Origin of the sequence: Capnocytophaga sp. oral taxon 338 str. F0234 (genome assembly GCF_000192225.1) — a bacterium.
Taxonomy (GTDB): Bacteria; Bacteroidota; Bacteroidia; order Flavobacteriales; family Flavobacteriaceae; genus Capnocytophaga.
The window spans coordinates 2,108,205-2,125,181 of sequence record NZ_GL872413.1 but is presented as its reverse complement, the minus strand read 5'-3'; the positions used below and the strand labels follow the sequence as shown (position 1 = coordinate 2,125,181).

The 16,977-nt window shown below is 37.4% G+C and carries 19 protein-coding genes; 9 read left to right on the top strand and 10 right to left on the bottom strand.

Going from position 1 to position 16,977, the window contains the following annotated elements:
- The first annotated feature begins 110 nt into the window (after positions 1–110).
- The 3 genes from HMPREF9071_RS09615 (at position 111) to HMPREF9071_RS09605 (ending at position 2,806) form a co-directional block, all read left to right on the top strand.
- Positions 111–464: a hypothetical protein gene (locus HMPREF9071_RS09615; protein ID WP_009746437.1), complete on the top strand. Its 354-nt coding sequence runs from the start codon at positions 111–113 to the stop codon at positions 462–464.
- Positions 465–495: 31 nt separating this feature from the next.
- Complete coding sequence (locus tag HMPREF9071_RS09610) at positions 496–2,064, top strand: NAD(P)H-hydrate dehydratase (protein WP_009746436.1); 1,569 nt, start codon at positions 496–498, stop codon at positions 2,062–2,064.
- Between the two features lie 136 nt (positions 2,065–2,200).
- Complete coding sequence (locus tag HMPREF9071_RS09605) at positions 2,201–2,806, top strand: hypothetical protein (protein ID WP_009746435.1); 606 nt, start codon at positions 2,201–2,203, stop codon at positions 2,804–2,806.
- 67 nt (positions 2,807–2,873) lie between these two features.
- Here the strand turns inward: HMPREF9071_RS09605 and HMPREF9071_RS09600 are convergent, their stop codons facing one another.
- The 9 genes from HMPREF9071_RS09600 to HMPREF9071_RS09560 form a co-directional block, all read right to left on the bottom strand.
- Positions 2,874–3,743: a DMT family transporter gene (locus HMPREF9071_RS09600; RefSeq protein WP_009746434.1), complete on the bottom strand. Its 870-nt coding sequence runs from the start codon at positions 3,741–3,743 to the stop codon at positions 2,874–2,876.
- Positions 3,744–3,761: 18 nt separating this feature from the next.
- Positions 3,762–4,784 (bottom strand): dTDP-glucose 4,6-dehydratase, encoded by a 1,023-nt coding sequence (gene rfbB / locus HMPREF9071_RS09595; protein ID WP_009746433.1) that lies wholly within the window; start codon positions 4,782–4,784, stop codon positions 3,762–3,764.
- A 9-nt stretch (positions 4,785–4,793) separates the two neighbouring features.
- On the bottom strand, positions 4,794–5,657 hold the full coding sequence (rfbD, locus tag HMPREF9071_RS09590; protein WP_009746432.1) for a dTDP-4-dehydrorhamnose reductase: 864 nt from the start codon (positions 5,655–5,657) through the stop codon (positions 4,794–4,796).
- Between the two features lie 12 nt (positions 5,658–5,669).
- Positions 5,670–6,236: a dTDP-4-dehydrorhamnose 3,5-epimerase gene (gene rfbC, locus HMPREF9071_RS09585; protein WP_009746431.1), complete on the bottom strand. Its 567-nt coding sequence runs from the start codon at positions 6,234–6,236 to the stop codon at positions 5,670–5,672.
- A gap of 10 nt (positions 6,237–6,246) precedes the next feature.
- Positions 6,247–7,119, bottom strand: coding sequence for a glucose-1-phosphate thymidylyltransferase RfbA (rfbA, locus tag HMPREF9071_RS09580; protein WP_009746430.1), 873 nt, complete (start codon positions 7,117–7,119; stop codon positions 6,247–6,249).
- 154 nt (positions 7,120–7,273) lie between these two features.
- On the bottom strand, positions 7,274–8,173 hold the full coding sequence (locus HMPREF9071_RS09575) for a hypothetical protein (RefSeq protein ID WP_009746429.1): 900 nt from the start codon (positions 8,171–8,173) through the stop codon (positions 7,274–7,276).
- Positions 8,174–8,200: 27 nt separating this feature from the next.
- Entirely contained in the window at positions 8,201–8,929 is a 729-nt protein-coding gene (locus HMPREF9071_RS09570) for a hypothetical protein (RefSeq protein ID WP_040358097.1), read from the bottom strand.
- A gap of 32 nt (positions 8,930–8,961) precedes the next feature.
- Positions 8,962–11,268: a TonB-dependent receptor domain-containing protein gene (locus HMPREF9071_RS09565; RefSeq protein WP_009746427.1), complete on the bottom strand. Its 2,307-nt coding sequence runs from the start codon at positions 11,266–11,268 to the stop codon at positions 8,962–8,964.
- Between the two features lie 121 nt (positions 11,269–11,389).
- Positions 11,390–11,746 carry a hypothetical protein gene (locus tag HMPREF9071_RS09560; protein ID WP_050784934.1) on the bottom strand — a complete coding sequence of 119 codons (357 nt, stop codon included), beginning with the start codon at positions 11,744–11,746 and terminating at the stop codon, positions 11,390–11,392.
- A 195-nt stretch (positions 11,747–11,941) separates the two neighbouring features.
- Between HMPREF9071_RS09560 and HMPREF9071_RS09555 the strand changes: the two genes are divergently transcribed.
- The 6 genes from HMPREF9071_RS09555 to HMPREF9071_RS09530 all read left to right on the top strand — a co-directional run bounded on the left by HMPREF9071_RS09555 (position 11,942) and on the right by HMPREF9071_RS09530 (position 15,665).
- The gene (locus HMPREF9071_RS09555) at positions 11,942–12,436 is read left to right on the top strand and encodes a dihydrofolate reductase (RefSeq protein ID WP_009746425.1); all 495 of its coding nucleotides are present in this window, start codon (positions 11,942–11,944) and stop codon (positions 12,434–12,436) included.
- Position 12,437: 1 nt separating this feature from the next.
- Complete coding sequence (locus HMPREF9071_RS09550; protein ID WP_040358096.1) at positions 12,438–13,682, top strand: alpha/beta hydrolase; 1,245 nt, start codon at positions 12,438–12,440, stop codon at positions 13,680–13,682.
- A gap of 105 nt (positions 13,683–13,787) precedes the next feature.
- Positions 13,788–14,129, top strand: coding sequence for a 30S ribosomal protein S6 (gene rpsF, locus HMPREF9071_RS09545; protein WP_009746423.1), 342 nt, complete (start codon positions 13,788–13,790; stop codon positions 14,127–14,129).
- Positions 14,130–14,131: 2 nt separating this feature from the next.
- Positions 14,132–14,425, top strand: a complete 294-nt coding sequence (rpsR, locus tag HMPREF9071_RS09540; RefSeq protein ID WP_002670530.1) for a 30S ribosomal protein S18 — start codon at positions 14,132–14,134, stop codon at positions 14,423–14,425.
- A 17-nt stretch (positions 14,426–14,442) separates the two neighbouring features.
- Positions 14,443–14,895 (top strand): 50S ribosomal protein L9, encoded by a 453-nt coding sequence (gene rplI / locus HMPREF9071_RS09535; protein ID WP_009746422.1) that lies wholly within the window; start codon positions 14,443–14,445, stop codon positions 14,893–14,895.
- Positions 14,896–14,966: 71 nt separating this feature from the next.
- On the top strand, positions 14,967–15,665 hold the full coding sequence (locus HMPREF9071_RS09530; RefSeq protein ID WP_040358095.1) for a ComF family protein: 699 nt from the start codon (positions 14,967–14,969) through the stop codon (positions 15,663–15,665).
- Positions 15,666–15,676: 11 nt separating this feature from the next.
- Here HMPREF9071_RS09530 and thrC read toward each other — a convergent pair whose 3' ends face one another.
- The gene (gene thrC / locus HMPREF9071_RS09525) at positions 15,677–16,954 is read right to left on the bottom strand and encodes a threonine synthase (RefSeq protein ID WP_009746420.1); all 1,278 of its coding nucleotides are present in this window, start codon (positions 16,952–16,954) and stop codon (positions 15,677–15,679) included.
- Between the last annotated feature and the right edge of the window lie 23 nt (positions 16,955–16,977).

Genomic DNA, 16,977 nt, shown 5'->3' with positions numbered 1-16,977 from the left:
TGTTATTCAGTATTGTAAAGTTTTTAACAAAATAAAAAAGTTTGTTCATATCTTGTAATATGCATAAAAATTAGTATATTTGCTCTCCCTTAGCATAAGATATGTAATACGTGACAACAGAAAAAACACTCAATGAACAATGGGAAATTCTCTTACAGAAACTTATTAAGGACTTCTCTTTGCCTAAGCAAATGGATATAGATAAAGTACTCTATTTGATAGGAATTCAGGAGCTCGGAAAATATCATCAGACTTTCTCCAAAGAAGAGAAAATTAACCTAATACACATTGCTACTTGCTGCGTATTAGCCCCTTATGGATATTATTTTTTTGAATACAAAGATAAGGACGGATGGCCCTTTTACAGAAGAATAAAAGATCATCTCTGCTTACCTCAAAAAGAACAAAATATCCTTTTGAAGGAGGCTATTCTTACTTATTTTAAGCATATAGACTATTTATAATCAATCATATAATTCATTTAATAGTGCACTTATGAAAATACTTACTAATGAGCAAATGTTAGCTGCAGATCAGCAAACCATTCAAGAACAACAAATTACCTCTTGGGATCAAATGGAGAAGGCTTCTTCCACTATTTTAGCTTGGATTAAGAAAAACCTACCAGGAGATAATCCTTACCATATCTATGCAGGTGTTGGTAATAATGGAGGAGATGGACTTGCTTTGGCAAGAATGCTCTTTCAAGCTGGAAAGAAAGTTAAAGTAACGATTGTCCCCTTTAGCGAACTTCATTCAGAGGACTTTACCAAGAACTTAAACCTACTCAAGGAGTTCCATGAAGTAGAGATTACTACAATAGCTCAGCCTGAAACCTCAGAGGACTTCTTACAAGCCAATGAGAAACCTTTCCAAACCCTTAAGGGAAAGCCGGCTAAAGGCTTTGAGGACTTTATCGCTAATAAGTATAATGCTACTCAACCTATTACTATTGATGCTATTTTTGGGATAGGTCTCTCTCGCCGCGTATCTCCTTGGGTTCAGCGTGTATTTGAAGAGATTAACCGACAGAAGGGACTTATTATCAGTATTGATACCCCTTCAGGGCTTTATTTTGGAGAAGATAAGCAAGAGAAAGATATCTTTGTAACCCCTCATGTAGTACTTACTTTCTTTGCCCCTAAATTACCTTTCCTTCTCCCACAGACAGGACGTTATATTCCTTATTGGGAAATACTTCCGTTGCCTTTGTCCTATGACTATCTCAAGGAAGTAACTACTGAATATGACTATACTACAGAACGGGAAATAAAACGATTACTTCGTACGCGCCATCGTTTTACTAATAAAAGCACTTATGGGCATGCTCTTTTGGTAGGAGGTAGTTATGGAAAGATAGGAGCTCCTATCTTGAGTGGAAAGGCGACCCTGCGCAGTGGTGCGGGTCTGCTTACCCTTCTGCTGCCTAAGTGTGGTTATCAAATAGCACAAACCGCCCTTCCAGAGGCTATGGTACTGACCTCCTCCCAAGAGGAGGAACTCGCTCCCACCGATATTCCTTTTTCTCCCAGTGCGATAGGTATAGGAGTAGGCATGGGTACCTCTGCCTATGCACAGGGCACTCTGGCTGCCTTACTTAGGACTTTCCCTAATATCCCTTTTGTCATTGATGCCGATGCACTGAACCTTGTCGCCTCCAGCGAAGACCTCCAGCGAATTCTTCCTAAGAACGCTATCCTCACTCCACACCCTAAGGAGCTTGAACGCCTCATTGGTAAGTGGTCTGATGACCTTGACCGACAAGAAAAAGCCAAACAGTTTGCCAAGAAGCACAAAGTTATTTTAGTACTCAAGGGGGCTTTCACCATGATTACCGATGGTGATCATTTCTGGGTGAACTCCACAGGGAACCCTGCCCTTGCGACCGCAGGTAGTGGCGATGTCCTTACAGGAGTCCTTACGGGGCTCTTATCGCAAGGCTATACCCCACTCAATGCTGCTATTGTAGGAGTATATATCCACGGAAAAGCCGCCGATACCTATGTAAGGAGTACCAAAAAGAATATTATGATAGCCAGTGATATCATTGACTTCCTTAGTTAAGGATGAATGTCAAGTAATCTATAACGCCGATAATTAAGGAATGATTATCGGCGTTAATCTTTTAAACACACAGAAATATAAGTGAATTTGACGATTATTTAGTGAATGACTGCATCAATTACTAAAAATAACTCCCATGCAACAAAAAATTAAAACATTAGAAGACTTAAAGGATAAATTATATCTTTGGAAATCATATAATGAGGAGAATTTAGAGAAAATAGTATCAGAATTTGAAAAATTCCCAAGAAAGGAGTTTTCTATATCCTATATTCCTATGCTAACAGACTCTCTTTTGGCAGAACACTTAATCACCATAGGGAAAATATTCCCAGCCAATACGCACATGTTAATTAATATTATATCAAGTATAGGGAATATGGTTGGACGATATAAGCTATATCCTACGGATAAGGTTTTTGATTTCTTTAAGGAAGCTACCACTCACAAAAAGGTGAATTACTATGTGTCCTTAAATATCTCCTCATTTCCACAATATACCTCTTGGGAGGAAAGGTGGGACTATTTGATTTCAATACCTAATATAAGCCCTAAAAAGAAATCAATAGTAAATTTCCATACAGAAGTGAAGAAGATGCTTTCTGCTAAAGGAATAATTCCTTTTCAAGTGGCTGAAAAGATAGTAATTATATTAAAAAATCATATAAATACAGGTGAATTAAGCGATTATTCTATAGAAGATTACTTAAATACAATTCATGCATTAGAACAAAAAACTTAGATACTCAGGAATTATCTAAGAAGTGTTACCCTTATTAGTTGCTACCCCCTTTGCTAAAAGAGTTTATTTAGTGTTTATTGAAGATTATATCTATCAATACCCCAGCGATGATGACCATACCGCCTATGATAAGGGAGGAAGTGAGGGCTTCTCCGAAAAGTCCCACACTGATAAGCACCGCTACGATAGGCTCAAAAGCCCCCATAATTGCTGTAGGGGTAGAACCTATATAGCGTACCGCATACACTAAGGCGACTAAGGAAAGGGAGGTGGTGATAAGAGCAAACAAAGTAAGGTTACCCACCAAAGATAAGGAGGAAATGGTGATATTTTCTCTAAATATTATAGCCTTGACCAAGAAGTAAATAGAGGAAAAAAACATAGAATAAAAAGAAACCTTTACCCCTGAGGCTTCTATACGTACCTTGTTGATAATTAGTATATAGAGAGCATAAACCAATGCCCCTAATAGAGAGATGGCAAGCCCTACATAGTTAAAGGCAGCTCCCTTCTTGATGCTCAGCATCCCTACTCCTGCCACTACCAAGAGCAAGGAAAGCACTGTCGGTAAGGTGATTTTCTCCTTATAAAAGAGTACCAATATTAAAGCGACGATAATCGGATAACTAAAGAAAATGGTGGAGGCAATTCCTGGGCTAAGGTAGTCATACGCCAAAAATAGAAATTCTGCAGAAAGTGCGTAGAACAAGCCCAAAAGAGTCATAATACCCATTTCTCGAAAGCTAATACGAAGTCTTTCCTTTTGGTAGAAAAGGAAGATGAGGATAGAGCCACTGGCAATAAGAAAGCGATAAAAAAGAGTAGCATCTACCGAGAATGTCTCCGCTTTCTTGATGGGAATCATAAAAAGGGGAATCAGTCCGTAGGTAAATGCCGAAATAAAGGCACATAAGTACCCTTTTACTATATCTTTCATTGGATGATGTGCCGAATGCTACAACAAATCTTTAAAATAAGTGAGATACCAATCAATAGTTTTCACAATTCCCGTCTCGAAGTTCTCTTGTGCATGCCAACCTAACTGGTTTTCTATTTTAGTAGCATCAATGGCATATCTGCGGTCATGTCCGGCACGATCTTGTACGAAAGTGATGAGTTCTTTGTGGGATTTTCCTTTGGGAAGTGGGCGCTTTTGGTCTAACAACTCACAGATGTATCCTGCGATAAAGAGGTTATTACGCTCGTTGCGTCCTCCTATGTTATAAGTTTCTCCTGCTTTCCCCTTATGGAATACCAAGTCAATTCCTGTACAATGATCAAGAACATATAACCAATCCCTTATATTCTTTCCATCTCCATAAATAGGAATGGTTTCTCCTTGTAATGCCTTTCGTATAATAGTAGGAATCAGTTTTTCTTTATGTTGTTTTGGTCCATAATTATTAGAACAATTGGAAGTAGTTACATTCAATCCATAGGTATGAAAGTAAGCCCGCACAATCATATCAGAAGAGGCTTTGGAAGCACTATAAGGAGAATTAGGAGCATACGCAGTAGCCTCGGTGAATAAGCCAGTTTCTCCTAAGGAACCATATACTTCATCCGTGGAAATATGGTGAAAACGCGCTTCTTTGTAGCCTTCTTTGACTACAAAAGGCGCCTCCATCCAGTGGTGGCGAGCTACATCTAAGAGGGTAAAAGTACCGTGTATATTGGTGGTGATGAAGGTATCAGGATTAACAATAGAGTTATCTACATGGGATTCAGCAGCAAAATGAATCACTCCTTGAAAATGATATTTCTCAAAGAGATCTTCAATAAGTTTCCTATTACAGATATCACCTTGTACAAAAGTATAATTGGGAGCTTTTTCTACTTCAGTAAGATTGCCTAAATCCCCTGCATAAGTGAGTTTATCTAAGTTTACCAAATGATAGTTGGGATATTTTTTGGCAAAGTACACGACGAAGTTGGCTCCAATGAAGCCAGCTCCTCCTGTAATTAAAATATTTTTCATCTATAAGGGCTAAAGTTTATAATTGGTCATTAGGGATACCAAAGAATCTCTCCAGTAAGGGATGGGGAAGCTAAAATCTGTTTTTACTTTTGCCTTATCCAATACTGAGTAAGCAGGACGTGCTGCAGGAGTAGGGAAGTCCTCTGTCCTACAAGGAATTACTTTACAATCACTGCCAGCAAGTTTGAGGATTTCTACAGCAAAATCATACCAAGAGCATACTCCTTCGTTGGAGAAGTGGTATACATCTTGTCTACCGCGATAGAGCTTGTTTTCAATAACAAAAATAATAAATCGTGCTAAATCCTTAGCATAGGTAGGTGTACTTACTTGGTCAAATACAACTTTAATTTCCTTACGCTCTTTACTGATACGTAGGATATTCTTTACAAAATTATTTCCAAAGGCAGAATATAACCAAGAAGTTCTTAGAATGAGAAAATCAACATCTGAATGTTGTAAGGCACTCTCTCCTAATAGTTTTGTTTGTCCATAAGCCCCTAAGGGAGAAGTAGCATCAGTTTCTGCATAAGGAGTATTCTTCTCTCCTGCAAATACATAATCGGTAGAGAGATGAATACAGGCACTTCCTTGTTCAGTACAAGCATTAGCAATATTCTTTACCGCTAAGTGATTGACTAAGTTTGCGGTTTCCTTATCTATCTCAGAACCATTTACATTTGTATAAGCAGCACAATTGATAACCAGTTCTACAGCATTTTTCTTAAAGAAAGAATTTACCTTATCAGCATCTGTTACATCTAATTCATTTTTAGTTGTAAAAATGTAATTATTAGAAACAGAGTTATTTAATTCTTGTTTGATTTCCATAGCGAGTTGTCCGCTGGCACCTGTAATGAGTATATTTTTCATATAATTTATGTTTTAATATAATTTCTCTTTATAATCAAATTCCCAGACCTCATGTAAAAGGGGGTTATGTTCATCTTTTTGGGAAAGAATAATGTCCTGAGGAGGAATTCTCCAATCTATACCTATTTCAGGATCATTCCATAAAACTCCTCCCTCGTGAGTAGGAGCATAGAAAGCATCACATTTGTACTGGAATATAGCCTCAGGGCTTAGTACTACAAAACCATGTGCAAAACCTCGTGGAATGAAAAGCTGACGCTTGTTTTCCTCGGTAAGCTCCACACCTATATATTTACCAAAGGTAGGGGAACCTTTACGAATATCCACAGCTATATCCCATACAACACCTTGTACAACACGGACTAATTTGGACTGAGTATAAGGGGCTCTTTGAAAATGTAACCCTCTTAGCACTCCATAGGAGGATTTGGATTCATTATCTTGTACAAAAGTAGTATTACAGATATTCTCTACAAACTTCTTTTGAGAAAAAGATTCAAAGAAGTAGCCTCTTTCATCAGGGAATACTTTGGGTTCTATAATTACAACTCCTTCTATAGCTGTTTTTATTACATTCATGTTAATAGATTTATTGTATTAAGTCCAAAAGATATTGTCCATATCCATTTTTAGAAAGTTCTTTACCTATTTCTTGGACTTTCTCTTTGCTTATCCAACCGCGATGATAGGCAATTTCCTCCAAACAGGATATTTTCAGTCCTTGCCGTTTTTCTAAAGTCTCTACGAAGTTGGTAGCTTCGGTTAGGGACTCATGAGTCCCTGTATCTAACCAAGCAAAACCACGTCCTAAAAGTTGTACCTTAAGTTCTTTTGCTTGTAGAAATTCTTGATTCACTGAAGTAATCTCCAGTTCGCCTCGCGCTGAAGGTTTTATACTTTTGGCAATTTCAATAACCTTATTTGGGTAAAAATATAAACCGACTATAGCATAATTGGATTTAGGATGCTTAGGTTTTTCCTCTATAGAAAGGACATTTCCTCCTGTATCAAACTCAGCTACTCCATAGCGCTCTGGGTCTTTTACATAATAGCCGAAAACTGTAGCTTTTTGCTCCTGCTCAACATTGGCTACCGCATGGGAGAGCATCTGGGAGAAATGTTGCCCATAGAAGATGTTATCACCTAAGATAAGACACACATCGTCCTCTTTGATAAATTCCTCTCCGATAATAAAGGCTTGTGCTAAGCCATCGGGAGAAGGCTGTACAGCATACGAAAGATGGATTCCGAATTGACTCCCATTCCCCAGTAGGCGGTGAAAGGCAGAGGCATCCTCTGGTGTAGTGATAATGAGAATATCCCGAATACCGGAAAGCATGAGTACCGATAACGGATAGTAAATCATTGGTTTATCATAAATAGGAAGTAATTGCTTAGAGACTCCTTTAGTAATAGGATAAAGCCTTGTTCCTGAACCACCCGCTAGAATAATCCCTTTCATAGTAATTTTTTCGCAAAAGTAAAATAAAAAAATGAATCACTATATGATTTTATGTTTTTTTTAGTAATAAAATTAAAGAATTTTTAGAAATAATAAAGAGGGAATAAATTTATTTTTCATTCCCTCTTTAGATAATATTAATTATTAGGTCTCTTTATAGAAAGATACTGCTACTTTCTGCATCAAGACTAGAACTTAGAATGTCATTTAGGTCTTTTTCTATTTCTTCTTTAGGTACTTTGTATTCTCTTAGAGCATCCTCCACTATTTTATTTTCTGCTAATCGATCGGTGTAGATGTGTATAGGAATAGTAAGTTCAAATACTTTATCCTTAGGAAGTGTATCATAAGGCAAATGATTAGGCTTAGTATTAAAATATCCTAAAACAATTCTCATATCAAAATTAATGTATGATTTTCTTACATCAAAGAATCCTTTAAGACCTATGTGTTCTTTTCTCAAAACTCCTTTTTTGGCATTGGGATCCTTATCATGCTTTCCTCCTCGAATATAGAGTTCCTCGGGCTCTGTATCCCTATATTTATAGGAGAAAGCCTCCTTTTGAGAGGGAATATTAGTATTTCCTGCCACACCTACAAAATTCTCTGCAATAAAGAAAAACTGATAATGATTAGGTGCATCTCCAGTGGAGAGTTGGCTATTCACTCGTTTACCATCTTTGTCATAGAAAATGAATTCTACGCCTGATAGAGACAAAGATTGTCCAGGCACATCACTTCCCATCCAGCGGATAGCAGTGGGATTATCAGAGGAGGGAGTTATTTTTCCATCTTTATTCTCAAAATAAAAACGTTGTACTCTTTTGAGATGTTTTACAGGATAATCAGGGTCTCCATGGAAATAACCGTGTGAATGTCCCTGTGAGAAGCGTACCTCTAACTTACTCCATTCAATAGTCTTAGGAGTAGGAGTAGGAGTAGGATTGGGATTAGGATTGGGTACTTCTTTGTTATTATCTTTGCTACAAGAAGAAACAGCAATTCCTATAAGTAGTAATAAACTAATTTTTAAAAGATTGATAATTCTTTTCATGTTATAAATATTTAAATGACAAATAAATTATTTTATAAGTTTGATTAAAAGTTCCATATTGGAATCCAAAACAAAAGCATTGGAATATATCATCACATTGTAAGGACGTATTTTTCCCGTACTTGGTTCTAACTTGTTGGCTACTAAAAAGTGAGCCAGCTTGATACGTAGCCTAAAATCACCTTCAGTAGGATTTTGATTTATAGTGAAAATGCCCTTCAATCCTATAGGATCATTCTCTTGAGGATTCTTTTTATCCCAAGTGCGTTTAAGTAAGCTTACTCCTTCGTTTCCCAGGTAAGCATTTTCAGGGTTTGTATCTTGATATTTATAGCTTACTAAACTATTCATAGTGGAGACCATTTTTTCTCTTCCTTCTGTATTTTTAGGATATTCTCCTTGGTAGAGTTCAAAAAAATGCTGATGAATAGGAGCCATTTTCTCAGTTACGAATTCTCCATTCAATCGCCTACCATTGTTATAATAAATGATTTCAAATAGATAATCCTGTCCTGATTTCCAGACAATGGGGTCGGAGATATCATATTGTATTCCTTTGGGAGATTTGTTTGCTTCCCGTTTTTGCTGTTCTTTTGTAGCCATATTGGTAACAATAAATACCACTTTATCAGGCATTTCGTGACCTCTATCCTTGGTTTCATCTGTGGAGGAAGAAGGTTTGCTACAACTTACCAAAAAAAGTCCTATGGAGGCTAAAAGTAAGGTTGTTTTTAAAAAATTAGATATGATTTTCATATTTGAAAAAAAAATTAATATTTGCATTGATTTTAAAAATTATAACTTAACCGTAGGTGTATATTTCTACCTAAGTCATGCGCGTAATAGCGGAAACGATTGGTATACTCTTTGTAAAGTTGGTTAAGTAGGTTCTCTGCGGAAAGCCTTACCGAAAGGGTTTGTCGCTCTCCTACAGTAATAGTACCTCCTACAGAAGCCTCAAATAAGTGATAAGCATCAGGGGTAGTAGGTACCAGTTCTTGTGAAGGTTCAAAGCGTGTTTGCTTAGCCACAAAGGTATGTCCTATACTTGCTTCAAGACTCTGGAAAAGTCCTTTAGGAGCATTCTTCCACTCCAAGTATTGGGAGAATTTAGGTGCTGGAATGAAAGGGAAATATCGCTTTGTCTTGAATTCATTAGCAAAAACTACTGATCCATTTAATCTGTATGACAAGCCATTGGAGCAAGCTCCCCATTGGGCTAACCTTAGGGAAGCCTCTAGGTCAGTTCCACGGAAAAAAGCATCGGCTTGGGTATATTGGAAGATGGGATATACTCCAGAGAATAAGGTACGTGTTTCTCCCGTAGGATAATCATAGATGTAACCCTTAATCACCTGAGCATATATATCCAAGTTTAGAAATCTTCCCTTCTCTTGGTTATTATACTTAAGAGAAGTAATCCATTTGACTCCTGTCTCAGGGTTTAGTGAAGCATCTCCTAAATCATAAGTACCTGCTCCGTGGTGCAAACCACTACTGTAGAGTTCATTCACCTGAGGAGCTCGCCAAGCTACGCCTATATCACTACTCAGTGATAAGTGTGGGTTTGCCTCCCATGCACCCCCTAAGGAGTAGGTGATGTTATGGAAATTATGTTCTCCTCCGTAATGTTGTGAGAACATATCATAGCCATCGGCATTAAGGTATTTGTAATCATACCGAAGTCCTGCCTCCGCATTCCATTTTCCTGAATGATACTTCTCAATAGCGAAAAATCCATAGCCAATAGAAGCAAAATTGGGAATTACAGGAACTACTCCTGTACCTGGCTGGTTATAGTTGTCTTGATGAGAGAAACTACCTCCTGCCATAGTTTTCCAGCGAGGATTATCTATACTCTCCCAGAAAGCCTCCATTAAGTGGCTGGTGAGTTTCATATTTAAGGCAGGAATACGGGTTCTGTTCAACCTGCGTACACTGAACTCCTGACGGATGTCCTTTTGGAAGGCATATTGTACAGTTAGTTTTCCTCCGAAAGAAGGAAAATAGAATGCTTTAGTCTTAAGGAGATGATGTATTACCTTTTGTTTAGGGGCTTCTATACTATAGGAAAAAGGATAAGTGGTCAAAGGGCGACCAAGTTCAAAACGAGCTAATAAATCATCTAAGTTTCCTATATGAGAACCATAGAACACGCCACTTTCATTTTCATACCTACTATAGAAAAGTTCTGCAGATCCTTTCTCTTTCTGTATTCCTGTTGCTACTGAGAAATCGGCTTCACGGGCTGCAGTATTGTTCACTACATAATCGGCTGTATGGATATCGCCAGAGCGTTTGAGAGTTCCCTGTATACGCCATGCCCAGTGGTGGAGCTTAGGCACGGAACTTTCTACCTTTAGTGTAGTCGCTAACTTTCGCCCGTTGGAGGCAAAAGAGGGAGAGAGTTCTCCATGTAAGCCATCACCATAAGGAAGTTTGTTAGGAGCGATAATGATTACACCTCCTAGAGCATCTGAACCATAACGTACAGCGTCAGCTCCTTTTACAACCGTAATCTTGTCCGCTACAGAGGGGTCTATTTCAGGAGCATGGTCTGCGCCCCACTGTTGCCCTTCTTGACGTACTTCATTATTAAGGATAAGAATACGATTGCTATGCAAACCATGAATGACAGGTTTGGCAATAGTAGCTCCTGTCTGTATCATGGAAATTCCTGCAACAGAGGTAAGCACTTTAGCAAGTTCTTCCCCGGATTTCTGCTGAAGCTGAGACTTGTCAATATCAGTTACAACTTTCACCGGTTGAGTAACTCTTCCCACAAGAGTCGTACCTGAGAGTTGATTCACTTCTTCCTGCATAGTAATTATATAAGGATTTGAGGCAGGAATGGTAATGAAGGCTTCATAATCTAAAAATCCTAAATAGCTTACCTTGATAGGAAACTTTCCCTTGGAGAGCTTAGGAATACTTACTTGCCCCTTAGCATCACTCACAAAATGCTTCCCAATAAAGTGCACAACAGCACTTGGTAAGGGTTGTTTTTGGTTGTCTTCTATTTTTAGATTTAGTGTTTCTTGTCCATATAAGGAAAAAACGCTTACAAAAAGGAAAAGACATAAAATCTTTCGCATAGTATATGCTTGTAATAAACGACGGATATGATTAATAATTTTGGAATAAATGTCTAAATATAGTATAGGCACACATATACTTTTCTACACAAATAGAACTAACTATTTGTCTGAAAATATTTTAAACAAAGAATAAAGAAAATAATGGCGGAGGACCTCTTGAGAAGGTCTCCATGGAGGGAAGTTCTGTACTTTTCTCGTTAAAAAAAAAGGCGACTATATCATTTGTAGAAAGCAGATGATATACGAAAAGAGGGAGTACAAAGGATTGGTGTAACTGGAAGAGTATACAATCATGATGTTTTTCTACAGCAGAAAAATGCATATTGTGGTTACACTTTTTCCCATGAAGATGGGTACATAGCTCACTATCTGAGTGGTGATTATGGAAGAACTCACCCACAGGGAATGCTACTTTCAAGATGCATAAAAGCAATACAAAAGTAGAAAAGTGAATATGTAACTTTTTCCTCTTCATTTGAGAGCACAAAATTATAAAAGGAAAATGATATTTACAATAACTTTGTGAAAATATTTTTAAGGAAGAAAGAATTCCTTGATATCGGGAGAATAATGAAATTTTTTAAAGTCTGTTAGATGAATAAAATTTAACATTTTAAACCGTTAAAAATAAATAAATAATTGTACTTTTGCCTCGTTTAAAATAGGGATAATGTCTTTAACACTTATTGCAGCATTGGATTTGGAAAATGGAATTGGGAAGGATAATCAACTACTGTGGCATCTTCCTGATGATTTTCTGCATTTTAAACAATTGACGATGGGACATTGTGTAATTATGGGAAGAAGGACCTGGGAGTCCTTGCCCAGAATGCTTCCTAATCGCACTCATATTATTGTATCTAAGGAAGAACTCCTTCCAAGAGAACATTGTGTGATAGTCTCCTCTGTGGAAGAGGCTATCCTTCAAGCTTATGAAAGAGATAATACCCCCTTTGTTATAGGAGGAGGAGAAATTTATAGACAGACAATCTCCCTGGCAACAACATTGGAGCTTACACGTGTGCAGGCACACTTGCAAGCAGATGTTTTTTTCCCACAGATAGATACCTCTCAATGGGAACTCGTAAAGCAAGTTTTCCATTCCAAGGATGAGAGACATCTTTATGACTTTTATTTTGAAACATATATTCATAAACAATTGTAAGATGAAGAAGTTTATTCTATTTCTTTTAGGCATTTTTGCCTCAAGTGTACAGGCGCAAATCACCTCAGAGAATTTAAGTTCAAAATCATTAGATGGAACACGAAAGGTTACTGTAGTACTTCCAGAAGGTTATGATAAGAAAGAACAGTACCCTCTTTTTGTAGTACTTAATGCGGATCGGCTTTTGGAGCCAACGGTCAGCAGTATGCGCTATTTTTCCCATACAGGAGAAGTCCCCCCCTGTATTATAGTAGGAATCTATAATACTGAAGATGATGTTACTATTCCAGAAGAGGCAGGAGTACCATTTAATGACACAGCTAATTTCTTTGAATTTGTAGGACAGGTGGTTATTCCAAGAGTACAAAGTAAGTATTCTGTAAATACTTTTAAGGGAATTTTAGGGGATGGTGAAGCAGGAAACTTCCTTAATTATTATTTACTAAAAGAGAATTCTCTATTTAATGCTTATATATCACTGAATCCTAATTTGATGGAAAAAATAATAGAACCATTACCTAATCAGTTGGATTCTTTTAAAATACCTATATTCTACTATTTGGCTTGGACACAGAATGATGATAAAGCGAAAGTTAAGAAAATAGTAGATCTGGACAAACTGATGCGTACTAAGGAGCTTACACATAGTTTCTATTTCTCTGAGGATTTTCCAAAAGTTTCTCCTAGTGCTGTAGCAGCCTCAGGAATTCCTGAGGCACTTAATCTTTTCTTTGAACACTACCGACCTATTACCATGAAAGAATATGCAGAAAAGGTTGTGAAAGTACAAAGTAATACCACTCAATATTTGCAAGATAAGTATAAGACTATTAAGGATTTGTATGGTATAGATAAGTTTCCTCTTTTAGGAGATGTAAAGGCAATTTATGCAGCAATTCTTAAGAATGCGGATTTTGAATCATTACCAATATTGTCCAAGTATATCAAGCCTTATTATAAGGATACCGCTTTGCCTGATTATTTAGAAGGAGATTATTACCTCCGTGTACAAGAACCCCAAAAGGCTTTTCGTGCACTACAGCGCGCTTATGGAGCTAAGGAAATAGATTTTGTAACCAAAGAACTTATTAGCCAAACTCTTGAGAAACTCCAGAAAGAATCCAGAGGTAAACTGAAGGTAAAGAAAAAGGATCTCATTATTCCTGCTAATTCAGAGCAACCTACAGAAACAAATCAAACAGAAAATACTACAAATACAGAAAATGGTAATAGTCCAAAGCAATAAAAGGTATTTGAGGTAGAAAAAAACCTGATATAAAAAATAGTAAATATTATTTGGTGCAAAGGTAAAAATGTTTTACCTTTGCACCTCAATTTAAATAAAAGTTTTATGAATCATTACGAAACTGTTTTCATTTTGAATCCCGTTTTATCTGAAGCACAGATAAAGGAAGCAGTTGAGAAATTTGAAAATTTCTTAACCTCAAAGGGAGCTGAAATGGTAGCAAAAGAAGATTGGGGTTTAAAGAAATTAGCCTACTCCATTCAAAACAAAAAAAGTGGATTTTATCACTTGTTTGAATTCAAAGCTCCTGGAGATATTATTGAGAGTTTTGAAGTAGAATTCAGAAGAGATGAGCGTGTAATGCGCTATCTTACCGTAAAGCTCGACAAAGATGCCGTCGCTTGGGCTGAAAAAAGAAGAGCAAAGTTAAACAGTAAAAAAGCCTAAAAATGTCTATCGAACAACAAGCAAAAGGAAAAAAAGAAGGAGATATCAGATATCTTACTCCACTGAATATAGATACCAATAAGAACAAAAAATATTGCCGTTTCAAAAAATTAGGTATCAAATATATTGATTATAAAGACCCTGATTTCTTATTGAAATTCATTAATGAGCAAGGAAAGTTATTACCTCGCCGTATTACAGGTACTTCGTTGAAATTTCAACGAAAGATAGCAGTAGCTGTTAAGAGAGCTCGTCACTTAGCACTACTGCCTTATGTAGCTGATTTATTAAAATAATTAAACGAAAGGAATCAATGGAAATTATACTTAAAAATGATGTCCCTAACTTAGGTTTTAAGGACGATATAGTGACCGTAAAGAACGGATATGGGCGCAATTATCTTATTCCACAAGGATTTGCTATTCTAGCGACTCCCGCTGCTAAAAAAGTATTGGCAGAGAACCTAAAGCAAAGAGCCTTTAAGGAAAAGAAAATTATTGAAGATGCTAAGGAACTTGCTAAAGCTATCCAACAATTGGAAGTTAAAATATTTGCTAAAGCAGGTGCTGGAAATAAGTTATTTGGTTCAGTAAATCATGATGATATTGCTCAAGAATTGCTTAAGGCAGGTCACCAAGTAGATAAAAAATATATCTATATAGCAGGAGGCAATATCAAACAAACAGGTAAATATGAAGCCTCTATACGCTTACACAGAGAGGTAATCGTTGCGCTCCCTTTTGAGGTAGTCGCTGAAACTAAATAGATTTATTCATAGATTTTAAATAGCCATCTTTCCCTTAAAGAAAGATGGTTTTTTTATATTATTATTGTACAATGAACTTTTCTATCTATAAAGATATTTTGTCAATATTATTCCCTAAATATTGCTTAGGATGTTCTCAAATTATGGGTAGTCAGGAGGATTTTCTCTGTTCTACTTGTAGGCATGAATTAAGGGAAACGCTCTTTCATACACAGGAAGATAATCCTATGAAAGAGAAATTCTGGGGTAGAATTCCTGTAAATAAAGCAGCTGCCTTACTCTATTATGAGAAAGGAAGTATCACTCAGCGGCTCATACATGCCTTGAAATATCAAGGAAAAGAGAATATCGGGAAATGGCTGGGAGAATGGTATGCCTATCAACTTGCCACTTCTGGTTATTTTCAAGGGGTAGAGATGGTTATACCTGTTCCTTTACATCCTAAAAAACAGAGGAAAAGAGGTTACAATCAAGTAACTCTTTTTGGTAAGACAATTGCTCAAGCACTTCAAGTACCTTATTCAGAGAAAATATTACTTAAACAAACCTATAATTCGGCACAAGCTAAGAAACATTGGTTGGAACGACAGAAAGGAACCTCTGAGGAATTTGTCCTTGTGAATTCATCAGCAATTAAAGGAAAGCATATTCTTATGGTGGATGATATTATCACCACAGGAGCAACACTCGCTCGTTGTGCTTCCTTATTAATAGAAAAAGCAGAAGCCACAGTTAGCTTTGCCTGTATGGCATATAGTAATAATGAATAACTATGGCTTACTTAGTTGAGAAGTATTTCCTTATAAGCTTCGTATGAATTAGCAATGCACTTCTTATGACAAGAACTTAAATCCACCTTTGGAGTAGGAAAGGAAGGAATTACTTGTCTGATTACCTCATTAAACTTCTTCGGGCTAGCAGTACTTAGTACCGTTCCATATTGTGAGGGAAGTAATACTTTTTGCAGAGCCAAGTGTCCCACAGCAGAATGAGGGTCAAGTATGTATCCTATGGTATTATGAATATAGGCTATCTCATTCAGGGTTTCTTTATCGGAGATAGTTTCCCCTATAATCATTTTGCGAATAGCATCCAGATTATTATGGAAGAGTTCCTGAATACGTACAAAATTACTAGGATCTCCTACATCCATAGCATTGGAAAGAGTGGCTACTGATGGTTTTGCATGATAATTCCCTGATTGTAGATAGAGGTAAAAAGTATCATTGGCATTGTTGGCTGCTACAAACTTACTTATAGGAAGTCCCATAGCGTGAGCATATAGGCCAGCGGTTAGGTTGCCAAAGTTCCCACTGGGGACGGCCACTACCCAATCCTTACCTCCTAAGAGGTTTTTCACCTGCTTATAGGCAAAGAAGTAGTAAAGCATCTGGGGGAGAAAGCGGGCTATATTGATAGAGTTGGCACTGCTTAGCACGCGTTCTGCCTTGAGGGAAGCATCCGAAAGGGCTTGCTTGACAAGGGCTTGGCAGTCATCAAAGGTACCCTCTACCTCTACCGCTTGGATATTGGCGCCTAAGGAGGTCATTTGGTATTCTTGGAAAGGGCTTACTTTTCCTTTAGGGAAGAGAATGACTACTCTTACTCCCTCCACTTTGTAAAAGCCATTGGCTACAGCACTCCCCGTATCACCAGAGGTAGCCACCACTACCGTAGTCGGATTATCCTTATCGGAGAACTTGCCTAAGCAACGTGCCATAAAGCGAGCTCCTACATCCTTGAAGGCCATCGTAGGCCCATGGAATAGTTCCAATACAGAGGTATTACTTAAGAGTTCCTTTACAGGCGTATCAAAGACAAAGACTTCTTCCAAAACCTTTTGGAGCTCTTCCTTAGAGAAACTGTCATTGACATAGGGGTAAAGTGCCTCTGTAGCGATTTCTATGTTACTTTTCTGAGTAATTTCCTCAAAAAAAGCCGCAGGTAAGGTAGGGATATGTTCGGGAACAAAAAGACCTTTGTCCTTTCCCAATCCCCTTAGGGTAGCTTCCTTGAAGGAGACGATTTCGTCCTTATGTTTGATGTTATAATAGTTCATGTGCAATGTGTTTGGTGTGGTTC

What these genes read in the sequence shown, in the direction of transcription:
- rplI (WP_009746422.1), top strand. Translation starts at nt 14,443, where the DNA reads ATGGAAATTATACTTAAAAATGATGTCCCTAACTTAGGTTTTAAGGAC.
- HMPREF9071_RS09560 (WP_050784934.1), bottom strand. Translation starts at nt 11,746, where the DNA reads ATGAAGAGGAAAAAGTTACATATTCACTTTTCTACTTTTGTATTGCTT.
- rfbB (WP_009746433.1), bottom strand. Translation starts at nt 4,784, where the DNA reads ATGAAAAATATTTTAATTACAGGAGGAGCTGGCTTCATTGGAGCCAAC.
- rfbD (WP_009746432.1), bottom strand. Translation starts at nt 5,657, where the DNA reads ATGAAAAATATACTCATTACAGGTGCCAGCGGACAACTCGCTATGGAA.
- rfbA (WP_009746430.1), bottom strand. Translation starts at nt 7,119, where the DNA reads ATGAAAGGGATTATTCTAGCGGGTGGTTCAGGAACAAGGCTTTATCCT.
- thrC (WP_009746420.1), bottom strand. Translation starts at nt 16,954, where the DNA reads ATGAACTATTATAACATCAAACATAAGGACGAAATCGTCTCCTTCAAG.
- HMPREF9071_RS09605 (WP_009746435.1), top strand. Translation starts at nt 2,201, where the DNA reads ATGCAACAAAAAATTAAAACATTAGAAGACTTAAAGGATAAATTATAT.
- HMPREF9071_RS09555 (WP_009746425.1), top strand. Translation starts at nt 11,942, where the DNA reads ATGTCTTTAACACTTATTGCAGCATTGGATTTGGAAAATGGAATTGGG.
- rpsF (WP_009746423.1), top strand. Translation starts at nt 13,788, where the DNA reads ATGAATCATTACGAAACTGTTTTCATTTTGAATCCCGTTTTATCTGAA.
- HMPREF9071_RS09570 (WP_040358097.1), bottom strand. Translation starts at nt 8,929, where the DNA reads ATGAAAATCATATCTAATTTTTTAAAAACAACCTTACTTTTAGCCTCC.
- HMPREF9071_RS09600 (WP_009746434.1), bottom strand. Translation starts at nt 3,743, where the DNA reads ATGAAAGATATAGTAAAAGGGTACTTATGTGCCTTTATTTCGGCATTT.
- rfbC (WP_009746431.1), bottom strand. Translation starts at nt 6,236, where the DNA reads ATGAATGTAATAAAAACAGCTATAGAAGGAGTTGTAATTATAGAACCC.
- HMPREF9071_RS09610 (WP_009746436.1), top strand. Translation starts at nt 496, where the DNA reads ATGAAAATACTTACTAATGAGCAAATGTTAGCTGCAGATCAGCAAACC.
- HMPREF9071_RS09550 (WP_040358096.1), top strand. Translation starts at nt 12,438, where the DNA reads ATGAAGAAGTTTATTCTATTTCTTTTAGGCATTTTTGCCTCAAGTGTA.
- rpsR (WP_002670530.1), top strand. Translation starts at nt 14,132, where the DNA reads ATGTCTATCGAACAACAAGCAAAAGGAAAAAAAGAAGGAGATATCAGA.
- HMPREF9071_RS09565 (WP_009746427.1), bottom strand. Translation starts at nt 11,268, where the DNA reads ATGCGAAAGATTTTATGTCTTTTCCTTTTTGTAAGCGTTTTTTCCTTA.
- HMPREF9071_RS09575 (WP_009746429.1), bottom strand. Translation starts at nt 8,173, where the DNA reads ATGAAAAGAATTATCAATCTTTTAAAAATTAGTTTATTACTACTTATA.
- HMPREF9071_RS09530 (WP_040358095.1), top strand. Translation starts at nt 14,967, where the DNA reads ATGAACTTTTCTATCTATAAAGATATTTTGTCAATATTATTCCCTAAA.